The organism is Candidatus Streptomyces philanthi (assembly GCF_059553635.1).
This window is the reverse complement of sequence record NZ_JCANQV010000074.1, coordinates 1-23,093: the sequence shown is the minus strand read 5'-3', so window position 1 is coordinate 23,093 and position 23,093 is coordinate 1. Positions and strand designations below refer to the sequence as shown.

At 72.8% G+C, this 23,093-nt stretch carries 16 protein-coding genes, 1 tRNA gene and 2 pseudogenes; 11 read left to right on the top strand and 8 right to left on the bottom strand.

The features are described from left to right. Nucleotides 1-100: 100 nt before the first annotated feature. Nucleotides 101-1,762, top strand: a complete 1,662-nt coding sequence (locus AC51EU_RS11750; protein WP_496266780.1) for an MFS transporter — start codon at nucleotides 101-103, stop codon at nucleotides 1,760-1,762. Between the two features lie 201 nt (nucleotides 1,763-1,963). On the opposite strand, the gene AC51EU_RS11745 is transcribed toward AC51EU_RS11750, so the two are convergent. The 5 genes and pseudogenes from AC51EU_RS11745 to AC51EU_RS11725 all read right to left on the bottom strand — a co-directional run bounded on the left by AC51EU_RS11745 (nucleotide 1,964) and on the right by AC51EU_RS11725 (nucleotide 8,991). Beyond that, the gene (locus AC51EU_RS11745) at nucleotides 1,964-3,013 is read right to left on the bottom strand and encodes a cellulose-binding protein (protein ID WP_496266779.1); all 1,050 of its coding nucleotides are present in this window, start codon (nucleotides 3,011-3,013) and stop codon (nucleotides 1,964-1,966) included. 153 nt (nucleotides 3,014-3,166) lie between these two features. Continuing rightward, the gene (locus AC51EU_RS11740; protein ID WP_496266778.1) at nucleotides 3,167-4,177 is read right to left on the bottom strand and encodes an LCP family protein; all 1,011 of its coding nucleotides are present in this window, start codon (nucleotides 4,175-4,177) and stop codon (nucleotides 3,167-3,169) included. Between the two features lie 198 nt (nucleotides 4,178-4,375). Then, a pseudogene (locus AC51EU_RS11735) lies at nucleotides 4,376-5,878 on the bottom strand (SUKH-4 family immunity protein); the annotation flags it as partial. A 1,935-nt stretch (nucleotides 5,879-7,813) separates the two neighbouring features. Continuing rightward, nucleotides 7,814-8,008, bottom strand: a pseudogene (locus AC51EU_RS11730) (SUKH-4 family immunity protein); the annotation flags it as partial. Between the two features lie 5 nt (nucleotides 8,009-8,013). Continuing rightward, a complete protein-coding gene (locus AC51EU_RS11725) occupies nucleotides 8,014-8,991 on the bottom strand; it encodes an SMI1/KNR4 family protein (protein ID WP_496266777.1) in 978 nt (325 codons plus the stop codon). Nucleotides 8,992-9,266: 275 nt separating this feature from the next. On the opposite strand from AC51EU_RS11725, the gene AC51EU_RS11720 reads away from it, so the two are divergent. Beyond that, nucleotides 9,267-9,779, top strand: a complete 513-nt coding sequence (locus tag AC51EU_RS11720; protein WP_496266776.1) for a YwqJ-related putative deaminase — start codon at nucleotides 9,267-9,269, stop codon at nucleotides 9,777-9,779. A gap of 8 nt (nucleotides 9,780-9,787) precedes the next feature. Next, on the top strand, nucleotides 9,788-10,339 hold the full coding sequence (locus AC51EU_RS11715) for an SUKH-3 domain-containing protein (RefSeq protein WP_496266775.1): 552 nt from the start codon (nucleotides 9,788-9,790) through the stop codon (nucleotides 10,337-10,339). A 111-nt stretch (nucleotides 10,340-10,450) separates the two neighbouring features. On the opposite strand, the gene AC51EU_RS11710 is transcribed toward AC51EU_RS11715, so the two are convergent. Continuing rightward, entirely contained in the window at nucleotides 10,451-11,866 is a 1,416-nt protein-coding gene (locus tag AC51EU_RS11710) for a sensor histidine kinase (protein ID WP_496266774.1), read from the bottom strand. Between the two features lie 303 nt (nucleotides 11,867-12,169). On the opposite strand from AC51EU_RS11710, the gene AC51EU_RS11705 reads away from it, so the two are divergent. The 5 genes from AC51EU_RS11705 to pth all read left to right on the top strand — a co-directional run bounded on the left by AC51EU_RS11705 (nucleotide 12,170) and on the right by pth (nucleotide 16,430). Beyond that, a tRNA-Gln gene (locus AC51EU_RS11705) sits at nucleotides 12,170-12,241 on the top strand. Between the two features lie 122 nt (nucleotides 12,242-12,363). Continuing rightward, nucleotides 12,364-13,821 (top strand): bifunctional UDP-N-acetylglucosamine diphosphorylase/glucosamine-1-phosphate N-acetyltransferase GlmU, encoded by a 1,458-nt coding sequence (glmU, locus tag AC51EU_RS11700; protein ID WP_496266773.1) that lies wholly within the window; start codon nucleotides 12,364-12,366, stop codon nucleotides 13,819-13,821. A 70-nt stretch (nucleotides 13,822-13,891) separates the two neighbouring features. Further along, entirely contained in the window at nucleotides 13,892-14,866 is a 975-nt protein-coding gene (locus tag AC51EU_RS11695) for a ribose-phosphate diphosphokinase (RefSeq protein ID WP_496266772.1), read from the top strand. 194 nt (nucleotides 14,867-15,060) lie between these two features. After that, nucleotides 15,061-15,639: a 50S ribosomal protein L25/general stress protein Ctc gene (locus AC51EU_RS11690; protein WP_496266771.1), complete on the top strand. Its 579-nt coding sequence runs from the start codon at nucleotides 15,061-15,063 to the stop codon at nucleotides 15,637-15,639. 203 nt (nucleotides 15,640-15,842) lie between these two features. Then, nucleotides 15,843-16,430, top strand: a complete 588-nt coding sequence (gene pth, locus AC51EU_RS11685; protein WP_496266770.1) for an aminoacyl-tRNA hydrolase — start codon at nucleotides 15,843-15,845, stop codon at nucleotides 16,428-16,430. Between the two features lie 100 nt (nucleotides 16,431-16,530). Here pth and ppc read toward each other — a convergent pair whose 3' ends face one another. Further along, nucleotides 16,531-19,296, bottom strand: coding sequence for a phosphoenolpyruvate carboxylase (gene ppc, locus AC51EU_RS11680; protein ID WP_496266769.1), 2,766 nt, complete (start codon nucleotides 19,294-19,296; stop codon nucleotides 16,531-16,533). 280 nt (nucleotides 19,297-19,576) lie between these two features. Between ppc and AC51EU_RS11675 the strand changes: the two genes are divergently transcribed. Next, nucleotides 19,577-20,554 (top strand): acyl-CoA desaturase, encoded by a 978-nt coding sequence (locus tag AC51EU_RS11675; protein WP_496266767.1) that lies wholly within the window; start codon nucleotides 19,577-19,579, stop codon nucleotides 20,552-20,554. A 7-nt stretch (nucleotides 20,555-20,561) separates the two neighbouring features. Then, nucleotides 20,562-21,245, top strand: coding sequence for a TetR family transcriptional regulator (locus AC51EU_RS11670; RefSeq protein WP_496266766.1), 684 nt, complete (start codon nucleotides 20,562-20,564; stop codon nucleotides 21,243-21,245). Nucleotides 21,246-21,420: 175 nt separating this feature from the next. Here AC51EU_RS11670 and AC51EU_RS11665 read toward each other — a convergent pair whose 3' ends face one another. Then, on the bottom strand, nucleotides 21,421-22,239 hold the full coding sequence (locus AC51EU_RS11665; RefSeq protein WP_496266765.1) for a trans-aconitate 2-methyltransferase: 819 nt from the start codon (nucleotides 22,237-22,239) through the stop codon (nucleotides 21,421-21,423). Nucleotides 22,240-22,402: 163 nt separating this feature from the next. On the opposite strand from AC51EU_RS11665, the gene AC51EU_RS11660 reads away from it, so the two are divergent. Beyond that, nucleotides 22,403-22,900, top strand: a complete 498-nt coding sequence (locus AC51EU_RS11660; RefSeq protein ID WP_496266764.1) for a MarR family winged helix-turn-helix transcriptional regulator — start codon at nucleotides 22,403-22,405, stop codon at nucleotides 22,898-22,900. Nucleotides 22,901-23,093 lie beyond the last annotated feature (193 nt).

Sequence of the window (23,093 nt, the reverse complement as noted above, 5' to 3'; positions counted from 1 at the left end):
CGTGCGCGTCGGGAAACCCCGTTCCGTGCGCCGCCCCGGAGTGGAAGGGTGTCCGTTACACACAACGGCGTGCACACGACAGACCGGACGGAGGCGCACGGTGAGCCGCACGACCAGGGGCGGGGAACGGACGGACCGGAACGGCGCACGGGACCACGGACCGGGCGGCGCCACGGGCAGACGGGACCGCCGGGGGCCGGTCGTCGCCGCCCTGATGCTCGGCATGGCGCTCGCCGCCCTGGACTCCACGATCATCGCCACCGCCGTCCCGCAGATCGTCGCCGACCTCGGCGGCTTCGCCGTCTTCTCGTGGCTGTTCTCCGGCTATCTCCTCGCCGTCACCGTCACCCTGCCCGTCTACGGCAAACTCTCCGACACCTTCGGCCGCAAACCCGTCCTGATCAGCGGCATCATCCTCTTCCTCGCCGGCTCGCTGCTGTGCGCCGGCGCCTGGGACATGGCCTCGCTGATCGCCTTCCGCGTCCTCCAGGGCCTGGGCGGCGGCGCCCTCCAGGGCACCGTCCAGACCATCGCCGCCGACCTCTACCCGATGCGCGAGCGCCCCCGGATACAGGCCAAGCTCTCCACCGTCTGGGCCACCGCCTCGGTCACGGGACCGGCCCTCGGCGGCCTCCTCGCCGGATACGCCGACTGGCGGTGGATCTTCCTCGTCAACCTGCCGGTGGGCGCCGTCGCGCTCTGGCTGATCGTCCGGCACTTCACCGAGGACGACCGGCGCGGGCGGCGCGCGGAGCGGGGCCCGCGCCCCCGGGTGGACTGGCCCGGCGCGCTCGCCGTCTTCGCCGCCGGCGGACTGCTGCTGACCGCGCTGGTCCAGGGCGGCGTCGCCTGGCCCTGGCTCTCCGCGCCCTCCCTGGGGCTGCTCGGCGGCAGCGCGCTGTGCGCCGCCGCGGTGGTGTTCATCGAACGCCGCGCCGCCGAGCCGATCATCCCCGGCTGGGTCTGGCGCCGCCGCACCATCGCCGCCGTCAACGTCTCCTTCGGCGCCCTCGGGCTGCTGATGGTCGCCCCGACCGTCTTCCTGCCGACCTACGCCCAGTCCGTCCTGGGCCTGAGCCCGACCGCGGCCGGATTCGTCCTGTCCGCGATGACCCTGAGCTGGCCGATCTCGGCGGCGCTCAGCAGCCGCGTCTACCGGCGTACGGGCATCCGCACCTGCGCCGTGCTGGGTATCGCGGCCGCCACGCTGGTCCTGCTCGCCTTCCCGCTGCTGCCCTATCCGGGCGCCGCCTGGCAGCCCGCGCTGATCATGCTGGCGCTGGGCGCCGCGCTCGGACTCTTCCAGCTCCCGCTGATCATCGGCGTCCAGTCCTCCGTCGGCTACGAGGAACGCGGCACCGCCACCGCCTCGATCCTCTTCTGCCGCCAGGTCGGCCAGTCCGTCGGCGCGGCCCTCTTCGGCGCCCTCGCCAACACCACCCTGGGCGGCCTCCTCGCCCGCGCCCCCGCCGACATCCGCCCCGGCCTCCCCGGCGACCTCGACGCCGTGGCCCGCGCCCTGGAACACGCCGGCACCCTCACCGCCCGCGCCACCGCCTACCTGCGCCACGCCGTCGCCACCACCGTCGACCACGTCTACCTCGGCGCCGCCGCGGCCGCCGCCCTCTCCCTCGTCACCCTGATCGCCCTGGCCCCACGCCGCTTTCCGGTCCACGCGGACGCGGGGGCGGAGTCGGGGTCGGGGGCCGGGACGGGGTCGGGTTCGGGGTCTGGGGAGGACGGTGGGGGGTCGGGGGCGTAGGGGCGGGGCTGGTGGGACGTACGAGCGTGCCCGGCGCAGCCCGGCTCGGCCTGCGCCGGCCCGGGGCGTACGGTCGCGCCCGGCGCAGCGTGGCGCCTACCGACGTGCCCGACGTGGCCCGACGCGGGGTGTGCAGGAGCCCGACGCGGCCGCAATCGCGGGGCGCACCCGGCGCCGCGCCAACCGGGCCGCCCCCACCGCTCAGCCCTGGATATGCGGAAGCTGCGTCTCCAAGGTGTCCTCATTGTCCGGATCGACGGGACGGCGCCGCACCGTTCCGCCGACCGTGTCGCCGACCGGTTCGGCCCCGTGTGAGGCCGCGGGTTCCGCGTCGTCCGGGTCGTCCTTCTCCAGGGGGATCAGGGCGACCTCGCGCGGGTCCTTGCCGGTCAGGGCCGCGAGGGTGTTGCGGACGTGGGTCATGTGGGAACGGAGTTCCTCACGTTCCGCGCGGTCCTGGCGGACGGCCTGCTCCGTGGCCCGTTCGATGCGCTCGACCTCGACCCGGCTCTGTGCCAGTACCTCGGCGGCGCGGTCCTCGGCGTCCTCCTGGCGGTGCCGGGCGTCCTCCTCGGCCGCCGCCATGACGCGGTCCGCCTCGGCGACGACGACGCGGCCCTGCTCCTCCAGCTCCGCGATCCGCCGTTCCAGCTCCTCCTCGTCCTCGGCGATCCGCCGCCCGGCGGCCTCCCACTCCTCGGCCTGCCGTTCCTCCTGCTCGCGCAGCATGTCCTTGGTGCGCCGCCGCATCTCCTCCAGCGCGGCGTCGGCCTCGGTGCGCCATTCCGCGGCGTCCTTCTCCGCGTCGGCGATCCACGACGCGGCGTCCGAGCGCGCGGCCTCCAGCGTGCGCCGTTCATGTTCTTCCGCTTCCTTGCGACGGGTTTGCGAAAGCTCCTCGGCGGCGTCCGCCACCTCCTGCGCGTAGTCCGCGGTCTCGGTCCGCAGCTTCTCGGCGTCCTCCTCCGCCCGGGCGCGCAGCTTCGCCGCCTCGGACTCGGCGGTGGTGAGGATCAGCCGGGCGTCGGGGCCCAGGGACTCGTAGGTCTGCGGGGGCAGCTCCGCGAGGTACGCGCGCAGCTGTGCCAGCTCCGACTCCATCTCTTTGGCGAGCACGGTGAGCCGCGCGGCCCGCTCCCAGCAGGAGTCGCGGTCCACCGACAGTCCCTCGACCCGGCGGTCCACCTCGTCCTGGCGGTAGCCGCGTCCGCGTACGGTCTCGAACCCGTGCGGCGAAACCGGTGCACTCATCCCTCAAGCCCCTCTCCGGCACGCGACGTCCCGCGCGCTTCCGTGCGGTCGCGGCCGGTCCGCTCGGTCCGGTCGTCCCCATACACATCTTTCTGGAACGGTCGGAAGCGGTCGTAACACGACACTCCGCGCCTTCCGTCACACCAGGATGCGTCACTTGTCGAAAGAAGTCGGAATTTGATCATCCTCACGGAGAGCCTGGAACAAAATCCGCGCCTTCGCCTCGTCCCACAGCAGCACATCACCGGCGCCCGCCACCGCCACCCCGGGCCGCGCGACCGGCACCGTCACCGCCGTATCACTGTCACCGGCCGCCACCCGCATCGCCCGCACCATGTCCAGCAGTTCGGGCACCCCGGTACTGGTGTCCACCCGCAGCGCGGCCAGCGCGGCACCGGTCACCGGTATCAGCCGGGACGGGTCGAGATATACCCCCGGCGCGGACATCTCCTCCGCCACCGCACCTATCAGCTGCCGCTGCCGCCGCACCCGCCCCAGGTCCCCCTCGGGGTCGGTGTACCGCGCACGGGCGAACGCCAGTGCCTGTCGGCCGTCCGCCTGACGGCACCCGGCCGGGAAGTCCGCCCCCGACTCCGCGTCTTTCAGTGGTTTCTCCAGGCACAGCCGCACCCCGCCCACCGCATCCACCACCCGGACCACCCCCAGGAAGTCCACCTCCGCGTACCGGTCGATCCGCAGCCCCGTCGCCTGCTCCACCGTCCGGGTGAGCAGCTTCGGCCCGCCCATCGCGTACGCCTGGTTGATCTTCCGCCGCCCGTACCCCGGTACGGCCACATAGCTGTCCCGGGGAAGGCTGACGAGATACGGGCCGTGCCGGCCGTGGTGCAGCACCATCAGCGTGTCGGTGTTCCGCACCACGGCATTGCCGACATGCAGCTTCCTGCGCTGCCCGGGGGTGAGCCCGGAACGGCTGTCGGACCCGATGAGCAGCCAGTTCGTCCCCTCCCCCTCGGGGGGCCGCCCCGGGTAGTCGCCCAGCGCCTCCACATGGCGCACCTGACGCCCCGCCCACTCGTACAGCGCCACCCCGCCCGCGGCCACCACCAGCGCCAGCGCCATCACCGACACCAGCCCCCACAGGCAACGCCTGCGCCACCTCCGGCCCGGCGCACGACACGACCGCGACGCTTCCGGCTCTCCCATACGGGCATGGTCGCGTCACCGGGGCCGCACCGCAGCCGGAGCGGACACGGCCCCGAAGGGCGGGTGCGGTTGACGCATACGGGTGAACGGCGGGAGGCGGGGCGGCGGCCCGTACCGCACCCGGACGAGTGAGCGGCCGTGCCCCGCACCACCCGGGCGCGGGACACGGCCGCTCGAAGGCCGCTCATCGGGAGGCGTCTACAGCAACCCGTCCCACATCTGTTCCAGCAGCACCGACCACCAGGTCTCCGGCGAACCGAGTGCCGGGGGGTCCAGGGCGACCAGTTGTGCCTGGAAGTCGACGGTCCAACGGCCGGCCTGCTCCGGCGTCAGCCCGTACCGCAGGCGCCACATCCGCCCCAGCATCGCCAGGCAGCGCACGAACTCCGGCAGACCGCTGTTCACGAACTGCGGCACCGCCGCACCACCGCCCGGCCCCGCCTCCATCGGCACCGCGACGATGTGCGCGGTCCCGTACTGGACGCAGAGCTGACGGCCGAAGTCGTTGCCCACCACGAGGTACGACGCGGCGTCCGCCGCCGGGACCACCCCGCGCTCCGCCGCCAGCTCCGCCAGCGTCGGCACCGGCCGCCCCGGCTGGGCCTGCGCCCAGAAGAACGGCCCGAAATCGACCGGCAGACCGCACCACACCAGCGTCTGCGCGACCGCGTCCGGCACGCCCTGCCGCGACACCGCCCGCTGGTCGAACCGGAACACCGCCTGCGGACCGAACGCCTGCTCCAGCTCCTGCGCCAGCCCCTGCGGAGGCACCGGGGGCATCGGCGGCACCTGCGACGGATGGGGCAACGGCGCCCGCACCGGGGCCGGACGCGCCGGGCCGTCCGCGACCTGGTGCAGCTCCCCCTGGTGCTCGACCAGATGCCGTACGCCCTGCTGCCGCGAGGCATGGTCCCTGCCGTACGCGGCGGTGTGACTGATCCGCACCTGCGGCCAGGTCTCCCGGATCATCCGCGCGCAGTACCCACCGGGCAGCTCACAACTCTCCAGCTCCGTGTGCAACTCCACCACCTGCTGCGGCGGCACATTCATCCCCCGCAACTCGTGCAGCAACTGCCACTCCGGATGCGGCGTCCCGGGCGCCGACCGCCGCACAAGCTTCTGCTCGGACCCGTCCGGCGCCCGGTAACTCAGCACTGCCATGTAACCGGGGCCGACGGTGGGCACGCTGCCGGGGGTGTGGGGGTAGCCGTAGGCGCCTGGGGGTGGAGATTGGGGGATGGCGGGGGTGTGGGGTGTGCTCGGGGTGCCGGGTGTTCCGAGGCCGGTGGGCGTGCCGGGGGTGCCGAGGCCGATGGGTGCTTCGGATGCGCTGGGGCCGCCGTGTGCGCCGGGGGTGCCCGCCGCGCTGGAGTCGGCCGAAGCGCCCGTGACGCCTGGGCCGCCCGCGATATCTGGGGCGTCTGCCGCTACCGGGGTGTCGGGGCTGCCGGACGTGCCTGCCGCGCCTGAACCGTCAGGCGTCATGGACGTGCGGGAACCGCCGGACGTGCCCGCATCGCCGGGTGTGCCGGACGTGCCCGCACCGCCGCGTGTGCCTGAAGCGTCGGGTGTACCGGCCGTACCGGACACACCTGACCTGCCAGAGGCACCAGGCGTACCTGTGCCGCCGGGCGTACCGGCCGTACCCGGCGTGCCTGCACCGCCAGGGGCGTCGGGTGCGTCAGAGGCGGGCGTGCCAGGCTCGGGTGTGCCAGCGCTACTGGGGCCCGTGCCCGTACCAGGTACAACGGGCACACCGGAGCCGCTGCCCGCACCGGGTACGCCGGCCTCGGGTACGCCGGAGCCAGCCGTACCGCCGGTGGTGGCGGGGGTGTCCGGTCCGGTGGCGAGGGCCGCACCGGGGGCGAGCATCGTCGCCGCAGCGTGGACCGCGCGCTCGGCGCCGGGGGCCGGTGCGGGGGGTGGTACGGGCGGGTGCGGGCCGTCCTGGTCCGTGGCACGGCGGCTCTCGGTATCCGCACCGGGCCGGGGCGGCGGCTTCGGCGCACCCGGCGGCGGGGGCGGCGGCATGCCCGGTCCGCCCGTCACAGGGCCGCCGACTGCTTCCCGCGGAAGCGCGGCACCGGCGGCAAGCATCGTCGCGGCCGCGTGCACCCCACCTCCGGGGCCCGTTCCTCCCGTGCCGGAGGCGGGGCCTTCGCCGGACCGGGGCTCCGGAACCGTCGGCCCCCCTGTCCCGGCCGCAGGACGGCTCTCCTCGTCCGTTCCGGGTACGGCGTCACCGCCGGTCGCGTCCGGACCGTCGATCGCGCTGAGGTCCAGCCCCTCGGCGTCCAGCTGGGAGACCAACTGTGTCGGTACGTACCCGCCGGACGGGGAGCCGCCGGCCGACGGCGCGGCGGCCGCGTCCGCCCGCGCGGGCGTTGCCTGCCCCGCGTCGGGCAGACCCGGGGACGGCGGTGGCGCACCGGCATCACCGGACGGCACGGCGCCCCCGGACGACACGGGTGTCACGGTGTGCCGCTCCTCGGTGGACGGCACGGGCGGGGGCGGCATACCGGGGCCACCCGACGCCCCCGGGTACGGCGCCGCAACACCGCTCGGCGGCGGAATATCGGTGACCGGCACCCCGGACGGCGGCGGAAAGTCGAACAGCCCGGACTCACCGGGCGCCACAGGCGGCATCGGCGGCGCGACGGGGGCTCCGGGGACGCCAGGGCCAGCATGGCCCGAGGCCCCACCCGCACCAGCAGACCCGGCATTCCCCGAAGCCGCGCCCGCGTTGCCAGGCCCGGTGCCGCCGTCCGTCTCTCCCGGCCCTTCCACACCACGAGGCAGCCCGGCGCCCGCCTCCGGGTCGGCCAAGGCCGGTGCGATCCGGGTGGGGGGCAACTGGCTGCCGGTCCGGAGGAGTTCCGTCTTGGCCTCCGGGCGCGATCTGGGCACCGACGCCGACACGTCGCCCCCGACGTCGACCAGCGGTGGTGCGAACACCGTCTTGGGAAGCCCGACCGACCGGTCCTCGCCCTCGCCGTCCCCCGCCCCGGAACCGGATGCGGCAGTCACGTTCACCTCGGCCCAGGCATCCGCGCTTCCGGACGCAGCACCATCGGCCCCGTTCTCGGCAGCCCCTTCAGCGCCACTTGCCGCCTGAGCACCAGCAGGCCCAGGACCCGTCGTACCTGCCCCGGTCGGAGTGCCGCTCTCGGAAACGCTGGTACGCCCGGGTGCGCCGTCCGGTCCGTCGGCGGAAGCACCGCTGGCACCGGCGTCACCACCGGCTCCAGGCGTCAGCCCGTCCGAGGCCGCCTCGGTGCCACCGGCAGCTTCTACGGCGCTGTCCGCCCCGGGCACACCACCGTCCGCCCCAAGCGCACCACCAACGACACCCGCCGCATCTCCAGCCCCCGCGCCGCTGCCTTCTCCGCCGACCCCGCCGGTTCCTCCGGCCCCGGCGAACGCCCCGCCCCCACCGGCCGCGCCGTCCACACCGTCCCGTCCCGGCGCCCCCGTCGCGTCCGAAGCCTGCTGGTGCCACTCCGGGGGGACGAGGACGAAGGACGTGGCCTCCACGTCGATGCGGCGGCGGGTCGGGGCAGGGGTGTCGGCGGTGGGGCCGTACTCCTCCTCGTAGCGGCGGATGACCTCGCCCACGGGCAGGCCCGGCCACAGGGTGGTCTCGCCGCTGTCGCGGGCGATGACGAGCCGGGTGCGGGCGCCGTCGCCGCGGGGGCCGTCCTCGCGGTCCTCCGCCCAGGCGACGAAGCCGAGGGCGAACTCCCGTACGCGTACCTCGCGTTGGTACTGCGGATGGACGTCGGCGTTGACCCACAGTTCCGCGCGCTCCTGCGCCTGCGCGAACGTCACCATCGCGCTCATCCCTCCACCGGAACGGCGTGCGCGAAGCCGCCGTCCACCATCAGGTTCGCCACGGTCTCCAGCTCCGGCGGGTTGCCCGCAAGCCGTTGCAGAAACTCGTCGAAATCGGCGCCACACGGCAGCAGCAGCCGTTCCACCCGTTCCTGCACCGTCCAGCCGTCGCGGTCCCGCGCGTCGTCGTACGGGCAGAACCACACCGAGCCGCGTGCCTGGCCGCGGGTCTTCACCGCGATCAGGCCGCCCTGGGCGAACGCCACTCCCAGGTAGTCCTTGGTGATGTGGTCGCGCAGGCACTTGTTGACGTAGACCAGGTCATTGACCGCGGCGTCGTCGCGCACGGAGAAGAACGGCTGGTCGACCAGGAGTCCCAGCTCCGCGTCGAGCGCCACCCCCACCGGGGCGCAGCCGCCCGCCGCCTTCAGGAACGCGCGGTAGGCGCCGGGCAGGCGGTAGCCCAGCCCTTCCTCGGCCTGCGTCAGCTGGTCCTCGCCGACCGACAGGCCCCGGTGCGGCAGTCCGAAGTGCGCCGGCCGGGTCTCCTGCAACGGCCGGGTGCCCCGTTTGTCCTGTGCCACGGCGGCCGTCGCGAGGCCGCCGTGGTGGCGCAGCAGCGCCTTCACCTCGACGGGGATCAGCTCCAGCCGGCGCGTTCCGGCGACGTGGTGCCAGGTCCAGCCGTGGGGCGTCGCCACCGCGGGACCGTCCGCCCACAGCTCGTGCCCGCGCGCCCGCATCGCCGCGTTCGCCGTGACGAAGTCCGTCAGCCGCAGTTCGTCGACGCCGAACCCCTCGGGCGGTTCGGCGATCTCGACGGCGGCACGTGCGTACGGCGAAAAAACCGGAAAGCCGTTGCGGTCCACGCGGACGCCCGCGGGGTACCGGGCCGCGCGGACGGGATCCGGGAAGTGCACGATCTGCCCGGCATAAGCGCTGTTCGGTGGCGCGGCTTGCTGCCCGAGCCGACCTGTCGTCATCGCGGGGCCCCCTGGCTGATTCTGGCTGACTGGGCACAGCCTATGCGGTGCGGCAATACCGTCCGACGGTCACCGGTCGCTCTTCACGGCGCGTCCCCCCACCCTCCGAACACCCCTCCGATCCACCCCCGTACCACCGGCGTCACCCCCACTCCCCCGACGCCCCGTCACCGGCACTGACCTCCCTGAATGCCGGGCCGACTACCGCAACGCCCAGCACATTTGGCAGGCTGACCTCCGCAAACCGGGGGATTGCAGGGAGGGAAAGCAGCACCATGAGCACGACCGCACCACACACGGCCGCCACCGGCGACCCCCGCATCAGCTGGAGCGGCACCGCGGGCACCGACCACGCCCCCGCGCTCCAGCAACGCCGCGACGGCATCCTCCCCGCCGTCGGCGCCGCCCTCTCCGTACGCGGCCGGACCCTCACCTGCACCGCGGGCAAGGGTGAGCAGCCCCCCACGCTGCACCCGCTCGTCCAGGACTTCCTGGACGCGCTGCCCACCGCGCAGCGGGAGCGTTTCACCGGTCGCTGTCCCGAGGCGGTGCTGCTCTCCCGGCATCTGACCACCGTCGAGGCCAACCGGGGCAAGCGCGCCTCCCGCAAGCCGCTCACCAACGGCGAGGCCCGCCGCTCCCTCAAGCACTCCAAGATCACCGCACGTCACATCCGCGAGGACGGCGACCCCCGGCACGGCAGCTACGCCCCGCCGTGCCGTTCCTGCGACGCCCTTCTCGCCCACTTCGGCGTCATGCCCGTCGGCAGTACGCCCGCCGGGAGCTGACCACCGCCATGCCGTCCTCCACCCCCCGCGTCCCCGCGCCCGCCTCCGGGTCCACCCGGTTCTCCCCCGCCGTCGACGTCGCGCTGCACAAGGCCGGCTGGACGCCGGGCCGCCGGGACATGAAGCAGGCCGAGCGCTGGGCCGACACCCTGCGCGGGCATGTCTCCCCCGCCGGGCACCGCCACACCGTCTTCGCGGCCGCCGTCGAGGCGTGGGCCGAGTTCGGCGGGCTCCACCTGACCGGGACCGGTCCCGGCAGTCACATCGCCCCCACGCCGTTCACCGTGGACCCGCTCCTCGGCCTGCACCACGCCCGTACGCTCGGCGATCTCGGACGGGCCCTGGGCACCTCGCTCGCCCCGCTCGGGCAGGAGGAGGGCACCGCCCTCGACGGCAGCGTCCACGGCCAGGCCGTCCTCGCCGTCGACGCCGAGGGCCGCGTCTACAGCATCGACCACACCGGCGACTGGTACCTCGGAGCCACCGTCGACCAGGCGCTGAGCACTCTCCTCCTCGGCCGCCGCCCGACCCGGCTCACCCCCGCGCCCGCGCCGGAGTGAGCCGACAAGAGGGGCGTGCGGGGCCTGGCGGGCGCCCCCCGGCACTGCTCGCACCCGGCGTGCACGCCGGAGCGACGGCCCCGGCGCGGCGTACGCGGAGCGTCCCGCTCCTCACCCCGCCACAAGCCGCGAAGCCGGCACCACCGCCGACACGCGGAAGCCCCCCGCGTCCGTCGGCCCGGACACGAACACGCCGCCCAGGGCGGTCACGCGCTCGCGCATGCCGACGAGGCCGTTGCCGCCGCTCGGCAGGCCCGCGTCGGTCGCGCCGTGCTCGGAGGGGCCGTTCTCGACCTGGACGGCGACCTCGTCCCCGCGGTGGGCGAGCCGTACGCGGGCGCGGGCGCCCGGCGCGTGCTTGTGGACGTTGGTCAGCGCCTCCTGGACCACGCGGTAGACGGTCTGCTCCACGCCCCCGGCGTACCGGCGTCCGGGTGTGTCGTCCGCACCGTCCACCGTCAGCTCGACGGCCATCCCGGCCGCGCGGGACTGGCCGACCAGCTCCCCCAGTTCGGCGAGGCACGGCCCGTCGGCCTCCGCCTCCGCCGCTCCGGGTGCCGTGCCGTCCGCCGGGCCCTGCTGCCGCGGCACTCCGGCGGCGGCGCGGGCGCGGGCCTTCTCCTCCGCCTTGGACGCCACCGCCACCAGCCGCTCGGGCTCGCCCGAGGGGGCCGGGCCCCGGGTGGCGGGGCTCTCGGAGGTGCGCAGGACGCCCAGCATCTCGCGGAGTTCGGTGAGTGCCTGACGGCCCATGTCGCCGACCAGCGCGGCGTTCTTCGCCGCCTTCTCGGGGTCCTTGGCGACGACGGCCTGGAGGGCGGCGGCGTGGACGACCATCAGGCTCACCCGGTGGGCGACGACGTCGTGCATCTCCCGGGCGATCCGCGTCCGCTCCTCGTTGCGGGCCCACTCCGCGCGTTCCTCGGCCCGGTCGGCGAGCAGCGACAGTTCGCGTTCCAGGCCGTCCGCGCGCTCGCGCAGGCTCTCCACCAAGCGCCGTCGGGCGCCGATGTACAGGCCCCACAGGAGCGGAGGGGCGGTCAGGATCAGGCCGAGGGCCACGGCCATGATGGTCACGACCCACCACGACGGGGCGGCGTCGGGTGTCTCGTTCACCTGCTGGTGGGCGACGACGGCCGCCGAGACCAGGGTGCCGGTCACGGTGACCCCGGCGAGCAGTGCGGTCACCCGGCGGGGGGTGTCCGAAGCGGCGAGGGTGTAGAGCCCTATGAGTCCCAGTAGTCCGCCCATGTCCGCGGGCATCACCGCGATCAGTACGAGCACCACGACCACCGGCCAGCGCCGCCGTACCAGCAGCACCGATCCGGCGATCACGCCGAGCGTCACGCCCGTCCACACCGGGACGCCGGCACTGTTCGCGGCCTGCACGCCCTCCAAGGCGCATTCGAACGCCGAGAGGAGGGCGAGCACCACGTCGAGCACCATGCTCCGCCGTCGCTGCCACCACCACGGCCCGCGCGCGGGCGCGCGCACGCCCTCTTCCTCCGTTGCCCCCGTTGCACTCATGGCGACCAGCGTAAGGGCGAAGTGGCGTGATCTTCGCGGCAGCGCCCCGGAGCGGACCGTCCCCTTACCCACAGTTATCGCGTGAACCGCCCTCGAAGCTGTGGTTCACCCCTGTATCTGGCGATTTCGCGCCCTTGCGCGGACCGTCGGATTCCGGACAGCGGAGTTTCCACCGGCGGCGGGGCCGCCCGGAGTTCCGTGAGGCGCCCGGCCGAACCGTCGCGTCAAGGGCCGGTGGTACGGCATAGTGTGGGGAGCCGAGCGATCGACCTGACAGGATGTCCGTTTCGATCCGCTTTGCGGTCCCCTGTGGTGTAATCGGCAACACTGCGGTTTTTGGTACCGTCATTCCAGGTTCGAGTCCTGGCGGGGGAGCACAACGGCATTCGGGTCCTGGCCTTTCCGGTCGGGACCCGCCTGCGTTTCGGCCGCCCTACGCCCCGGTATCCTTCGCTTGACCACCACCCGAAGTAGCCAAGAAGCCGAAGGGCATCCCCGTGAGCGCCAACCGCCCGGCAGCCGTCGTCGTTCTCGCAGCGGGTGAGGGCACCCGCATGAAGTCGGCGACTCCCAAGGTCCTGCACGCACTGAGCGGCCGTTCCCTCGTCGGGCACGTCGTCTTTGCCGCCCGCGAACTGGACCCCGAGCATCTCGTCGTGGTCGTCGGCCACGCCCGTGACCAGGTCCGGGCGCATCTCTCCGAGATCGACCCGGGTGTGCGCACCGCCGTGCAGTACGAGCAGCACGGCACCGGGCACGCCGTCCGCACCGCGCTGGAGGAGCTGGCCGGTGACGGGGTGACGCTCGACGGGACGGTCGTCGTCGTCTGCGGCGACACCCCCCTGCTGACCGGCGCGACGCTGCGGACGCTCAGCGAGACCCACGCCGCCGACAAGAACGCCGTCACCGTGCTGTCCGCCGAGGTCCCCGACGCGACGGGCTACGGGCGCATCGTGCGGGACGAGGCCACCGGCGCCGTCACGGCGATCGTCGAGCACAAGGACGCCGACGCGGCGCAGCGGGCCATCTCCGAGATCAACTCCGGGGTGTTCGCGTTCGACGCGCGGCTGCTGACCGAGGCGCTGGGCAAGGTGCGCACGGACAACAGTCAGGGCGAGGAGTACCTGACGGACGTGCTGGGCATCGTCCGCGAGGCCGGGCACCGGGTGGGCGCCGCGATCGCCGCCGACCACCGGGAGATCCTCGGGATCAACAACCGGGTGCAGCTCGCCGAGGCGCGGCGGCTGCTGAACGGGCGGCTGCTGGAGCGGGCGATGCTCGCCGGGGTGACGGTGGTGGACCCGGCGTCGACCTGGGTGGACGTGGCGGTGGACTTCGAGCCGGACGCGGTGGTGCACCCGGGCACGGAGCTGCGGGGCGCGACGCGGATCGCCGCGGGCGCCGAGGTGGGCCCGCACTCGCGGCTGACGGACACGGTCGTCGGCGAGGACGCCGTGGTGACGTTCACGGTGGCCGACGGGGCGCGGATCGGCGCGGGCGCGAATGTCGGCCCGTACGCGTATCTGCGGCCGGGTACGGACCTGGGGCCGAAGGCGAAGGCCGGCACCTACGTCGAAATGAAGAACGCGACGATCGGCGAGGGCACGAAGGTGCCGCATCTTTCCTATGTCGGGGACGCGACGATCGGCGAGTACTCGAATATCGGCGCGGCGAGCGTCTTCGTGAATTACGACGGTGAGGCCAAGCACCACACCACCGTCGGCTCGCACTGCAAGACGGGGTCGGACAACATGTTTGTGGCTCCTGTCACGATCGGGGACGGCGCTTACACCGCCGCCGGCTCGGTCATCACCAAGGATGTGCCCCCGGGTTCGCTGGCGGTCGCGCGTGGCCAGCAGCGGAACATCGAGGGCTGGGTCGCGCGCAAGCGGCCCGGGAGCGCCGCCGCGCAGGCCGCCGCTACGGCCCGCCAGGAGCGCGACGGCGATCAGTGACCGTGCGCGGAACACGCCGTGCGGGGCGTACCGTGATGAGCGCACGCAAACAGATTCGAGGAGATTTGCTGTGACCGGGATCAAGACGACCGGCGAGAAGAAGATGATGCTCTTCTCCGGCCGCGCCCACCCCGAGCTTGCCGAGGAGGTCGCGCATCAGCTGGGTGTGGGGCTGGTCCCGACAAAGGCTTTCGACTTCGCCAATGGCGAGATCTATGTGCGGTACCAGGAATCCGCGCGCGGTGCCGACTGCTTTCTGATCCAGAGCCACACGGCTCCGATCAATAAGTGGATCATGGAACAGCTGATCATGATCGATGCTCTCAAGCGGGCCTCCGCCCGGAGCATCACCGTGGTCGTGCCGTTCTACGGGTACGCGCGCCAGGACAAGAAGCACCGCGGCCGCGAGCCGATCTCGGCCCGTCTGATCGCGGACCTGATGAAGACGGCCGGCGCCGACCGCATCGTCACCGTCGACCTGCACACCGACCAGATCATGGGCTTCTTCGACGGCCCGGTCGACCACCTCTTCGCCCTGCCGGTCCTCGCGGACTACGTCGGCGCCAAGGTGGACCGCGACAAGCTCACCGTCGTCTCCCCGGACGCCGGCCGCGTGCGGGTCGCCGACCGCTGGTGCGACCGCCTCGGCGCGCCGCTGGCGATCGTCCACAAGCGGCGCGACAAGGACGTGGCCAACCAGGTCACCGTCCACGAGGTCGTCGGCGATGTGAAGGGCCGGGTCTGCGTCCTGGTCGACGACATGATCGACACCGGTGGCACGATCTGCGCCGCGGCGGACGCGCTGTTCGCCAACGGCGCCGCGGACGTCATCGTCACCGCGACGCACGGTGTGCTGTCCGGCCCGGCGGCCGACCGCCTGAAGAACTCCAAGGTCAGCGAGTTCGTCTTCACCAACACGCTGCCCACCCCGGGCGAGCTGGAGCTGGACAAGATCACCGTGCTGTCGATGGCCCCGACCATCGCGCGGGCGATCCGCGAGGTGTTCCAGGACGGGTCCGTGACCAGCCTCTTCGACGAGCAGTGAGCGCCGCCTAGAGGCGGTCGGCACTGATCGACTTTGGGGCGGCCTCCCCGCCGGGTAGACTCATCGAGTTGCTCGGCGAGGGAGGCCGCCTCTTTGTGGCGGTGGCGCTCCGTTATCGACGCGCTCTTCGTAGCAGGTCTGTCGTGGGCCGGGTGACGCCCGTCAGATGTTTCTGCGATACGAGGAGTGCACTCATGGCTGAGGTCAAGCTTGCCGCTCAGGTCCGTACCGACTTCGGTAAGGGCGCGGCCCGTCGTGCCCGCCGCGCCGACCTGGTCCCCGCCGTTGTCTACGGTCACGGCGCGGAGCCGAAGCACGTGGCGATCCACAACCACGCGCTGATGATGGCCCTGAAGACCCCGAACGTTCTGATCCGCCTGGAGACGGACGGCAAGAGCGAGCTGGTCATCCCCAAGGCCGTGCAGCGCGAGGCGATCCGCGGCTTCCTGGTCCACGTCGACTTCCTGGCCGTCAAGAAGGGCGAGAAGGTCACCGTCGAGGTCCCGATCCACATCGAGGGCGAGCTGGCCCCGGGCGGCAACCTCCTGGAGCACATGCTGAGCACGCTGTCCATCGAGGCCGAGGCCACCAACCTGCCCGAGTCGGTCACCGTGTCCGTCGCCGGTCTGGAGGCGGGCGCGTCCGTGCTGGCCAAGGACATCGAGCTGCCGGCCGGTGCCTCCCTCGTCGAGGGCGAGGACGCCGTGGTGGTCCAGGTCGTCGCGGCGCAGTCCGAGGCGCCCGCCGCCGAGGCCGAGGGCGCCGAGGCCTGAGCCCTCGCCCTCCGGTAGGACGTTTCCGACCGCCGCCGCGCGCCTTACGGGCGCGGGGCGGCGGTCGGGCCGTTTCGAGGGCCGTTCCGCGGCCGGTCCGGGGTGTCCCGGAGGCTGTTCCCGGGGCCGCGGAGTTGCCGGCGGACCGGTGGTCCGGTTGCGTGGCCCGGTGGGAGTGCCGGGCGGATGTGGGAGACGTGGAGATGACGGACACAGATCCGTGGCTGGTGGTCGGGCTGGGTAATCCGGGCCCGGAGTACGCGGCGAACCGCCACAACGTGGGGTTCATGGTGGCCGATCTGCTCGCGGAGCGGATGGGCGGGCGCTTCAAGGCGCACAAGGCGCGGGCGCAGGTGGTCGAGGGGCGCATCGGGACGCCGGGGGTGTCGAGCCGCCGGGTCGTGGTGGCGAAGCCGATGTCGTTCATGAATCTGTCGGGCGGCCCGACGACGGCGCTGCGGGACTTCTACAAGGTGCCGCTCGCGCAGGTCGTCGTCGTCCACGACGAGCTGGACATCGACCACGGCACGCTGCGGCTGAAGCTCGGTGGCGGCGACAACGGCCACAACGGCCTCAAGTCGATCACCAAGTCGCTGGGCGCCGACTACCACCGGGTGCGCTTCGGCATCGGCCGTCCGCCGGGCCGGATGCCGGTGGCCGACTTCGTGCTGAAAGATTTTTCGTCCACCGAGCGCAAGGAACTCGACTATTTCGTCGACCGTGCCGCGGACGCCGTGGAGTGTCTGATCGTGGACGGGCTGGAGCGGGCGCAGGGGACGTACAACTCCTGACGGCGGGACGGGGCCGTGCGCCCCTCCCCCCGGCCCCGTACGGCGGTGGGCCCGCCCGGAGCGCCTCTCCGGACGGGCCCGCCGCTGTGTCGTCCCGGCGTCAGCCCGTGTTGCGCAGGCCGGCCGCCACACCGTTGACGGTCAGGAGCAGGGCGCGGGCGAGGACCGGGTCGGGCTCCTCGCCGCGGGCTGCGGCCTCGCGCTGGCGGTGCAGCAGGGAGACCTGGAGGTAGCTGATCGGGTCGAGGTAGGCGTCGCGGATGCGGAACGTCTGCTGGAGGACCGGGTTGGAGTCGAGGAGTTCGTTCTCCCCGGTGATGCGCAGGACCTCGGCGACGGTCAGCTCGTGCTCGGCCTTGATCGCGTCGAAGACGTGCCGGAGTTCGGCGGGGACGAGGGTGTCGACGTAGTGCCGGGCGATCCGCAGATCGGTCTTGGCGAGCGTCATCGCCACGTTCGACAGGAAGTTGCGGAAGAAGTGCCAGTGCTCGTGCATCTCGTCGAGCACGGTGTCCAGTCCGGCCTCCCGGGCGGCCCGCAGGCCGGTGCCGACGCCGTACCAGCCCGGGACGATCTGCCGGGACTGGGTCCAGCCGAACACCCAGGGGATGGCGCGCAGCCCGTCGAGTCCGGCGCCCGAGTCGGGGCGGCGGGAGGGGCGGGAGCCCAGGTGCAGGTCGGCGAGCTGGTCGACGGGGGTCGAGGCGAAGAAGTACGCGGGCAGGTCCGGGTCCTCGACGAGGCGGCGGTAGGCGCCGTGGGCCGCGTCGGAGACGGTCTCCATCGCGGCGTCCCAGCGGGCCAGCGCCTCGACCGACTGGCGGGGCGCGGTGTGCAGCGCGGACGCCTGGAGAGTGGCGGCGACGGTCAGTTCGAGGTTCTCGCGGGCCAGGGACGGCACGAGGTACTTGTCGGAGATGACCTCGCCCTGCTCGGTGACCTTGATCTCGCCCTCCAGGGTGCCGTACGGCTGGGCGAGGATCGCGTCGTGCGAGGGGCCGCCGCCGCGGCCGACGGTGCCGCCGCGGCCGTGGAAGAGGCGCAGCCGCACGCCGTGCCGGTGGGCGACGTCGCGCAGCAGCCGCTGGGCGCGGTGGATCTCCCACTGGGACGTGGTGATGCCGCCGAACTTCGACGAGTCCGAGTACCCGAGCATGACCTCCTGGACGTCGCCGCGCAGGGCGACCAGCCGGCGGTAGGACGGGTCGGAGAGCATCTCGTCGAGCAGCTGGTCGGCGATCTTCAGCTCGTCGGTGGTCTCCAGCAGCGGCACGATGCCGATCTTGGCCCAGCCGGCGTGCAGATCGATGAGCCCGGCCTCGCGGGCGAGGACGGTCGCCGCGAAGACGTCGTCGGAGCCCTGGCACATGGAGATGATGTACGACTCGACGACCTCGGGCCCGAAGGTCTTCTTCGCCTTGAGGATGGTGCGGAACACGCCGAGCGTCTTGGCGCCGGCCTCGTCGAGCGGCGCCGGGGTGGGGGCCAGCGGGCGGCGCGAGCGCAGTTCCTTGGCGAGGAGCTTGCGGCGATAGTCGCGCGGCATGTCGACATAGCGCCAGGACTCCTCGCCGAGGCGGTCGAAGAGCTGGCCGAGGGCGTGGTGGTGGGCGTCGGCGTGCTCGCGGACGTCCATGGTGGCGAGCTGGAGACCGAACGCGGCGAGGGTGCGGATCGTCCGCTCCAGGCGGCCGTCGGCGACCAGCCCGCCGCGGTGGGCGCGCAGGGACGTCTGGATGAGGGTGAGGTCGTCCAGGAGTTCCGCGGTGCCGAGGTAGTCGCGGCCGGGGACGTGGGGGGTGTCGGCGGCGAGGCGTTCGCGGGTGTTGAGGAGCTTCTGGCGGACGCAGGTGGCCTTGAGGCGGTAGGGCTCCTCGGCGTTCAGGCGCTTGTAGCGGGGGCTGATCTCGGGGAGGAGTTCGAGGTCGCGCTTGAGGGAGGCGAGCAGTTCCTCGGTGGCGCCGCAGTTGCGGATGGAGTTGGACAGGGCGCCGCGCAGTTCGTCGATGTGCTCCAGGGCGCCGGTGATGCCGTGCTCGTGCTGGAGGATCAGGACGTCCCAGGTCACCTGGGGGGTGACATTGGGGTTGCCGTCGCGGTCGCCGCCGATCCAGGTGCCGAAGGTCAGCGGGCGGGTGCCGGACGGGAGGCGGGTGCCGGCGCGCTCCAGTTCGGCGGCGAGGTCCTCCAGGACGTCGCCGACGGCGCCGCGGCCGAGTTCGTCGAGGTAGTAGATGGCGTTGCGGGCCTCGTCGGTCGGCTCGGGGCGGGCGACGCGCAGTTCGTCGGTCTGCCAGATGAGGTCGATGTTCTCGGCGAGGCGGAGGTCGGAGCGGCGGCGCTCGGCGGGGTCCGTGCGGTCGAGGAGTTCGGCGACGTTGCGGAGCTTGGTGAGGACGGAGCGGCGGGCGGCCTCGGTGGGGTGCGCGGTGAAGACGGGGCGTACGCCGAGGTGGGCCGCGGTCTCCCGCAGATGCTCGGGGTCGGCCTCCCTGAGCATGTCGGCGGTACGGGCGAGGATGCCGCCCTCGGCGGCGCGTCTGCTCCGCAGCTCCCGGCCGCGGTGGACCTGCTCGGTGACGTTGGCGAGATGGAAGTAGGTGGAGAAGGCGCGGACCAGCTTGGCGGCGGTGGCCAGGTCGGTCTCCCCCAGGAGCCGGGCGGCGGCCTCCCCGTCGGAGCGCGTCAACGCGCGTACCCGCTCCACGAGGTCCAGCAGTTCCTGGCCCTCCTGCCGGACGAGGGTCTCGCCCAGGAGGTCGCCGAGGCGGCGGATGTCGGCGCGCAGCGCGACGTTCTGACGCGCGGTGTCCTCCGGACCGGTGGGCGCGGGCTGCTCGGCGGTGGTGTTGTCGGCACTGCTCACAGGTGCGGCTCCTTGCCGTGATCGAGCACGTCTGGGCTTGTGGCGGGGTGCGGACCGCGCTGTCCGACGCCCCCAGGATAGGTCTCCAGTGCGAAGGGGGATCACACCGTCCGCTGTATGGGCACGGGGGGCCGCACACGGCGTACGCGCAGGGCGCGCGCCGGGTGGCGCGGGCCTGTCACGGCCTTGTCCGGAGCATCCGCGCTGCCATACTTACGAGACCGTAGGTTACGGTCCCGTAGCCGTAGCCGTGCCCCCGAGCCCCGACGAGGGACACCACATGACCGCTGGCCCGGACACCGTCGAAGAATCCCCCGCTTCCGCCGCCGAGATCCCGTCCGCGACGCTGGGTGGCGACAAGAAGCGTTCCGTCGAGCAGATCACCCTGCTGCTGTTCATCACGCTGCCGTTCCTGGCGCTGCTGGCCGCGGTGCCGCTGGCCTGGGGATGGGGGGTGAGCTGGCTGGACCTGGGACTGCTGACGGGGATGTACTTCCTCGGCTGCCACGGCATCACGATCGGCTTCCACCGTTACTTCACGCACGGGTCGTTCAAGGCGCGGCGCCCGTTGCGGATCGCCCTGGCCGTCCTGGGGTCCCTGGCGGTGGAGGGGCCCGTGGTGCGCTGGGTGGCCGACCACCGCAAGCACCACAAGTTCTCCGACGCGGAGGGGGACCCGCACTCCCCCTGGCGCTACGGGGAGACGGTCCCGGCGCTGCTCAAGGGCCTGTGGTGGGCCCACATCGGCTGGATGTTCGACGCGGAGCAGACCCCGCAGCACAAGTACGCGCCGGACCTGATCAAGGACCCGGCGATCCGGGCCGTCTCCCGGCAGTTCGTCCTGTGGACGACGGTGTCCCTGCTGTTCCCGCCGCTGGTCGGCGGCCTGGTGACCTGGTCGTGGACGGGGGCGCTCAGCGCGTTCTTCTGGGGCTCCCTGGTCCGCGTCGCGCTGCTGCACCACGTCACATGGTCGATCAACTCGATCTGCCACGCGGTCGGCAAGCAGCCGTTCCGGTCCCGCGACCACTCCGGCAACGTGTGGTGGCTGGCCGTGCTGTCCTGCGGCGAGTCCTGGCACAACCTGCACCACGCCGACCCGACGTGCGCCCGGCACGGGGCGCTGCGCGGCCAGCTGGATTCGAGCGCGCGGCTGATCCGCTGGTTCGAGAAGGCGGGCTGGGCGTACGACGTGCGCTGGCCCGACCCGGCCCGCATCGACGCCCGACGCAGGCGGAAGGCCGCCCAGACGGCATGATGGTCGGGTGGCGAGTGACGGCAGCAGTGTGAGCAACGGCAAGGGAAAGGCCTCCGGCGGGGGCACCAGGCGTACCCGGCGGGTCCGGATGACGGGTGCCGAGCGCCGGGAGCAGCTGCTGGACATCGGCCGCACGCTGTTCGCCGAGCGGGGTTTCGAGGGCACGTCGGTCGAGGAGATCGCGGCGAAGGCCGGGGTGTCCAAGCCGGTGGTCTACGAGCACTTCGGCGGCAAGGAGGGGCTGTACGCGGTCGTCGTCGACCGTGAGATGCGCCAGCTGCTCGACATGGTCACCGGCGCGCTGACCGCCGGCCACCCCCGTGAACTCCTCGAACAGGCCGCCTTCGCGCTGCTCGACTACATCGAGACCTACACCGACGGCTTCCGCATCCTGGTCCGCGACTCCCCCGTCGCCCAGTCCACGGGCACCTTCGCCTCCCTGATCAGCGATATCGCCACCCAGGTCGAGGACATCCTCGGCCTGGAGTTCAAGGCCCGCGGCTTCGACCCGAAACTGGCCCCCCTCTACGCCCAGGCCCTGGTCGGCATGGTCGCCCTGACCGGCCAGTGGTGGCTCGACGTCCGCAAGCCGAAGAAGGCCGAGGTCGCCGCCCACCTCGTCAACCTCGCCTGGCACGGCCTCGACGGCCTGGAGGCCAAGCCCCGGCTGATCGGACACCGGAAGAACTGAGGGGCGGGGCCCCTGGCGCTTCCGGGTCTCAGTCCGCGGCCTCCAGGAATTCCAGGCGGTTGCCGGCCGGGTCGGTGGGGTGAGAGGTCGTCGTCCCAGGTGACGGGGGTGCCGGTGCGGGCGGCGGGGCCGTTTCACGGCCCCGGTGGCGCCGCCCGCCCGGTTCGCCCCCGCCTCAGGCCGGCTTCTGGGCCACCGCGAAGATGCGGCGGAAGGGGAAGACCGTGCCGTGAGGGCCCGAGGGGTAGGACTTGCGCAGAAGGTCGCGGTACTGGGCGAGGAATTCGTCGCGGGCCGCCGGATCGTCCTGGAGAGCGGTGAGGACGGGGCGGAGGGCGGTGCCCTTCACCCAGTCGAGGACGGGGTCCTCGCCCTGGAGGATCTGGACGTAGGTGGTTTCCCAGGCGTCCGTGACACAGCCGAGGTCGGTGAGCCGTTCGAGGTAGTCGGCGGGGTCGAGGACGTGGACGAAGCGGCGGCCCTGCTCGTTGAGGCGGTCGCGCCACTGGGGGGCGTCGCACAGCTCGCCGAGGAGGGCGTGGCTGGGTGAGGTGAAGTTCCCGGGGACCTGGAAGGCGAAGGTGCCGCCGGGGGTGAGGGCGTTGATCCAGCGGCCGAAGGAGTCGGGGTGGTTGGGCACCCACTGGAGGGCCGCGTTGGAGACGATCAGGTCGTAGGGCCTGTCGGGCGTCCAGTCGGTGGCGTCCGCGCGGGCGAAGTCGAGGCGGCCGCCGCCGGGGGTGGGGCCGGCGTAGCGCGCGGCCTGTTCCAGCATCTCGGGGGAACTGTCCAGGCCGGTGATGAGCGCGTCCGGCCAGCGGTCGGCGAGCAGGGCGGTGACGTTCCCGGGGCCGCAGCCGAGGTCCGCTATACGGGCGGGGCGGCCGTGAGCGGGGAGGTCGGGTATGCGGGCGAGAAGGTCGTGGAAGGGGCGGGTGCGGTGCCCGGAGTGACGGAGGTACTGCTGCGGATCCCAGTTCGGTGCGGCGTGCATGGGCGAAACCCCTCTGCTGGTACAGGGCCGGGAGTGCGCTGGCCGCTGACGGCTTCTGGCCAACCCACGCGGAATACGATTCCCTCCGGCTCCGTCAATAGTCCGGCCAAATATATCTCGATGTCAAGAGACTTCATGTCGACAGACCCACTACACTGATCCCATGGAGGACGAGGTCGATCGACTGGTCGCAGCATGGCGCCGCGAGCGCCCGGACCTCGACGTGGAACCGCTTGAGGTCCTCAGCCGTGTCTCCCGGTTGGCCCGACACCTCGACCGGGCCCGCCGGATCGCTTTCTCCGAGGTCGGGCTCGAACCATGGGAGTTCGACGTCCTCACCGCGCTGCGCCGTGCCGGGGCACCGTACCAGCTGTCCCCCGGGGCACTTCTGACCCAGACACTCGTCACCTCGGGCACGATGACCAACCGCATCGACCGGCTCGCCAAGAAGGGCCTCGTCGAGCGCCTTCCCGACCCCAACGACCGGCGCGGCGTGCTCGTCCGGCTGACCCCCTCGGGACGCGACAAGGCCGACGCCTCGCTGGCCGGACTGCTCACCCAGGAGCGCGCCATTCTGGCCGAGCTCTCCCCCCATCAGCGCACCGAACTCGCGGGGCTGCTGCGCCGTCTCACCGGCCCCTTCGACAACGTCCCGAGCTGACGCCGAAGGGGCGGCGCCGCCGGGCGCATTCCTCCCCGCGGTAGCGCGCCCCCACCGCCGGCGCGCCCCCGCACCACCCCGTACGGCCCCTTGTCCGCGTCCCGCCCCGTCGGCTTGGATCGCGGCATGGCGCACGAGCACGGGCGGTCGGCGGACGGCGGGTACGGGGTGCGGTTCCGGGGGCGGACGGTGC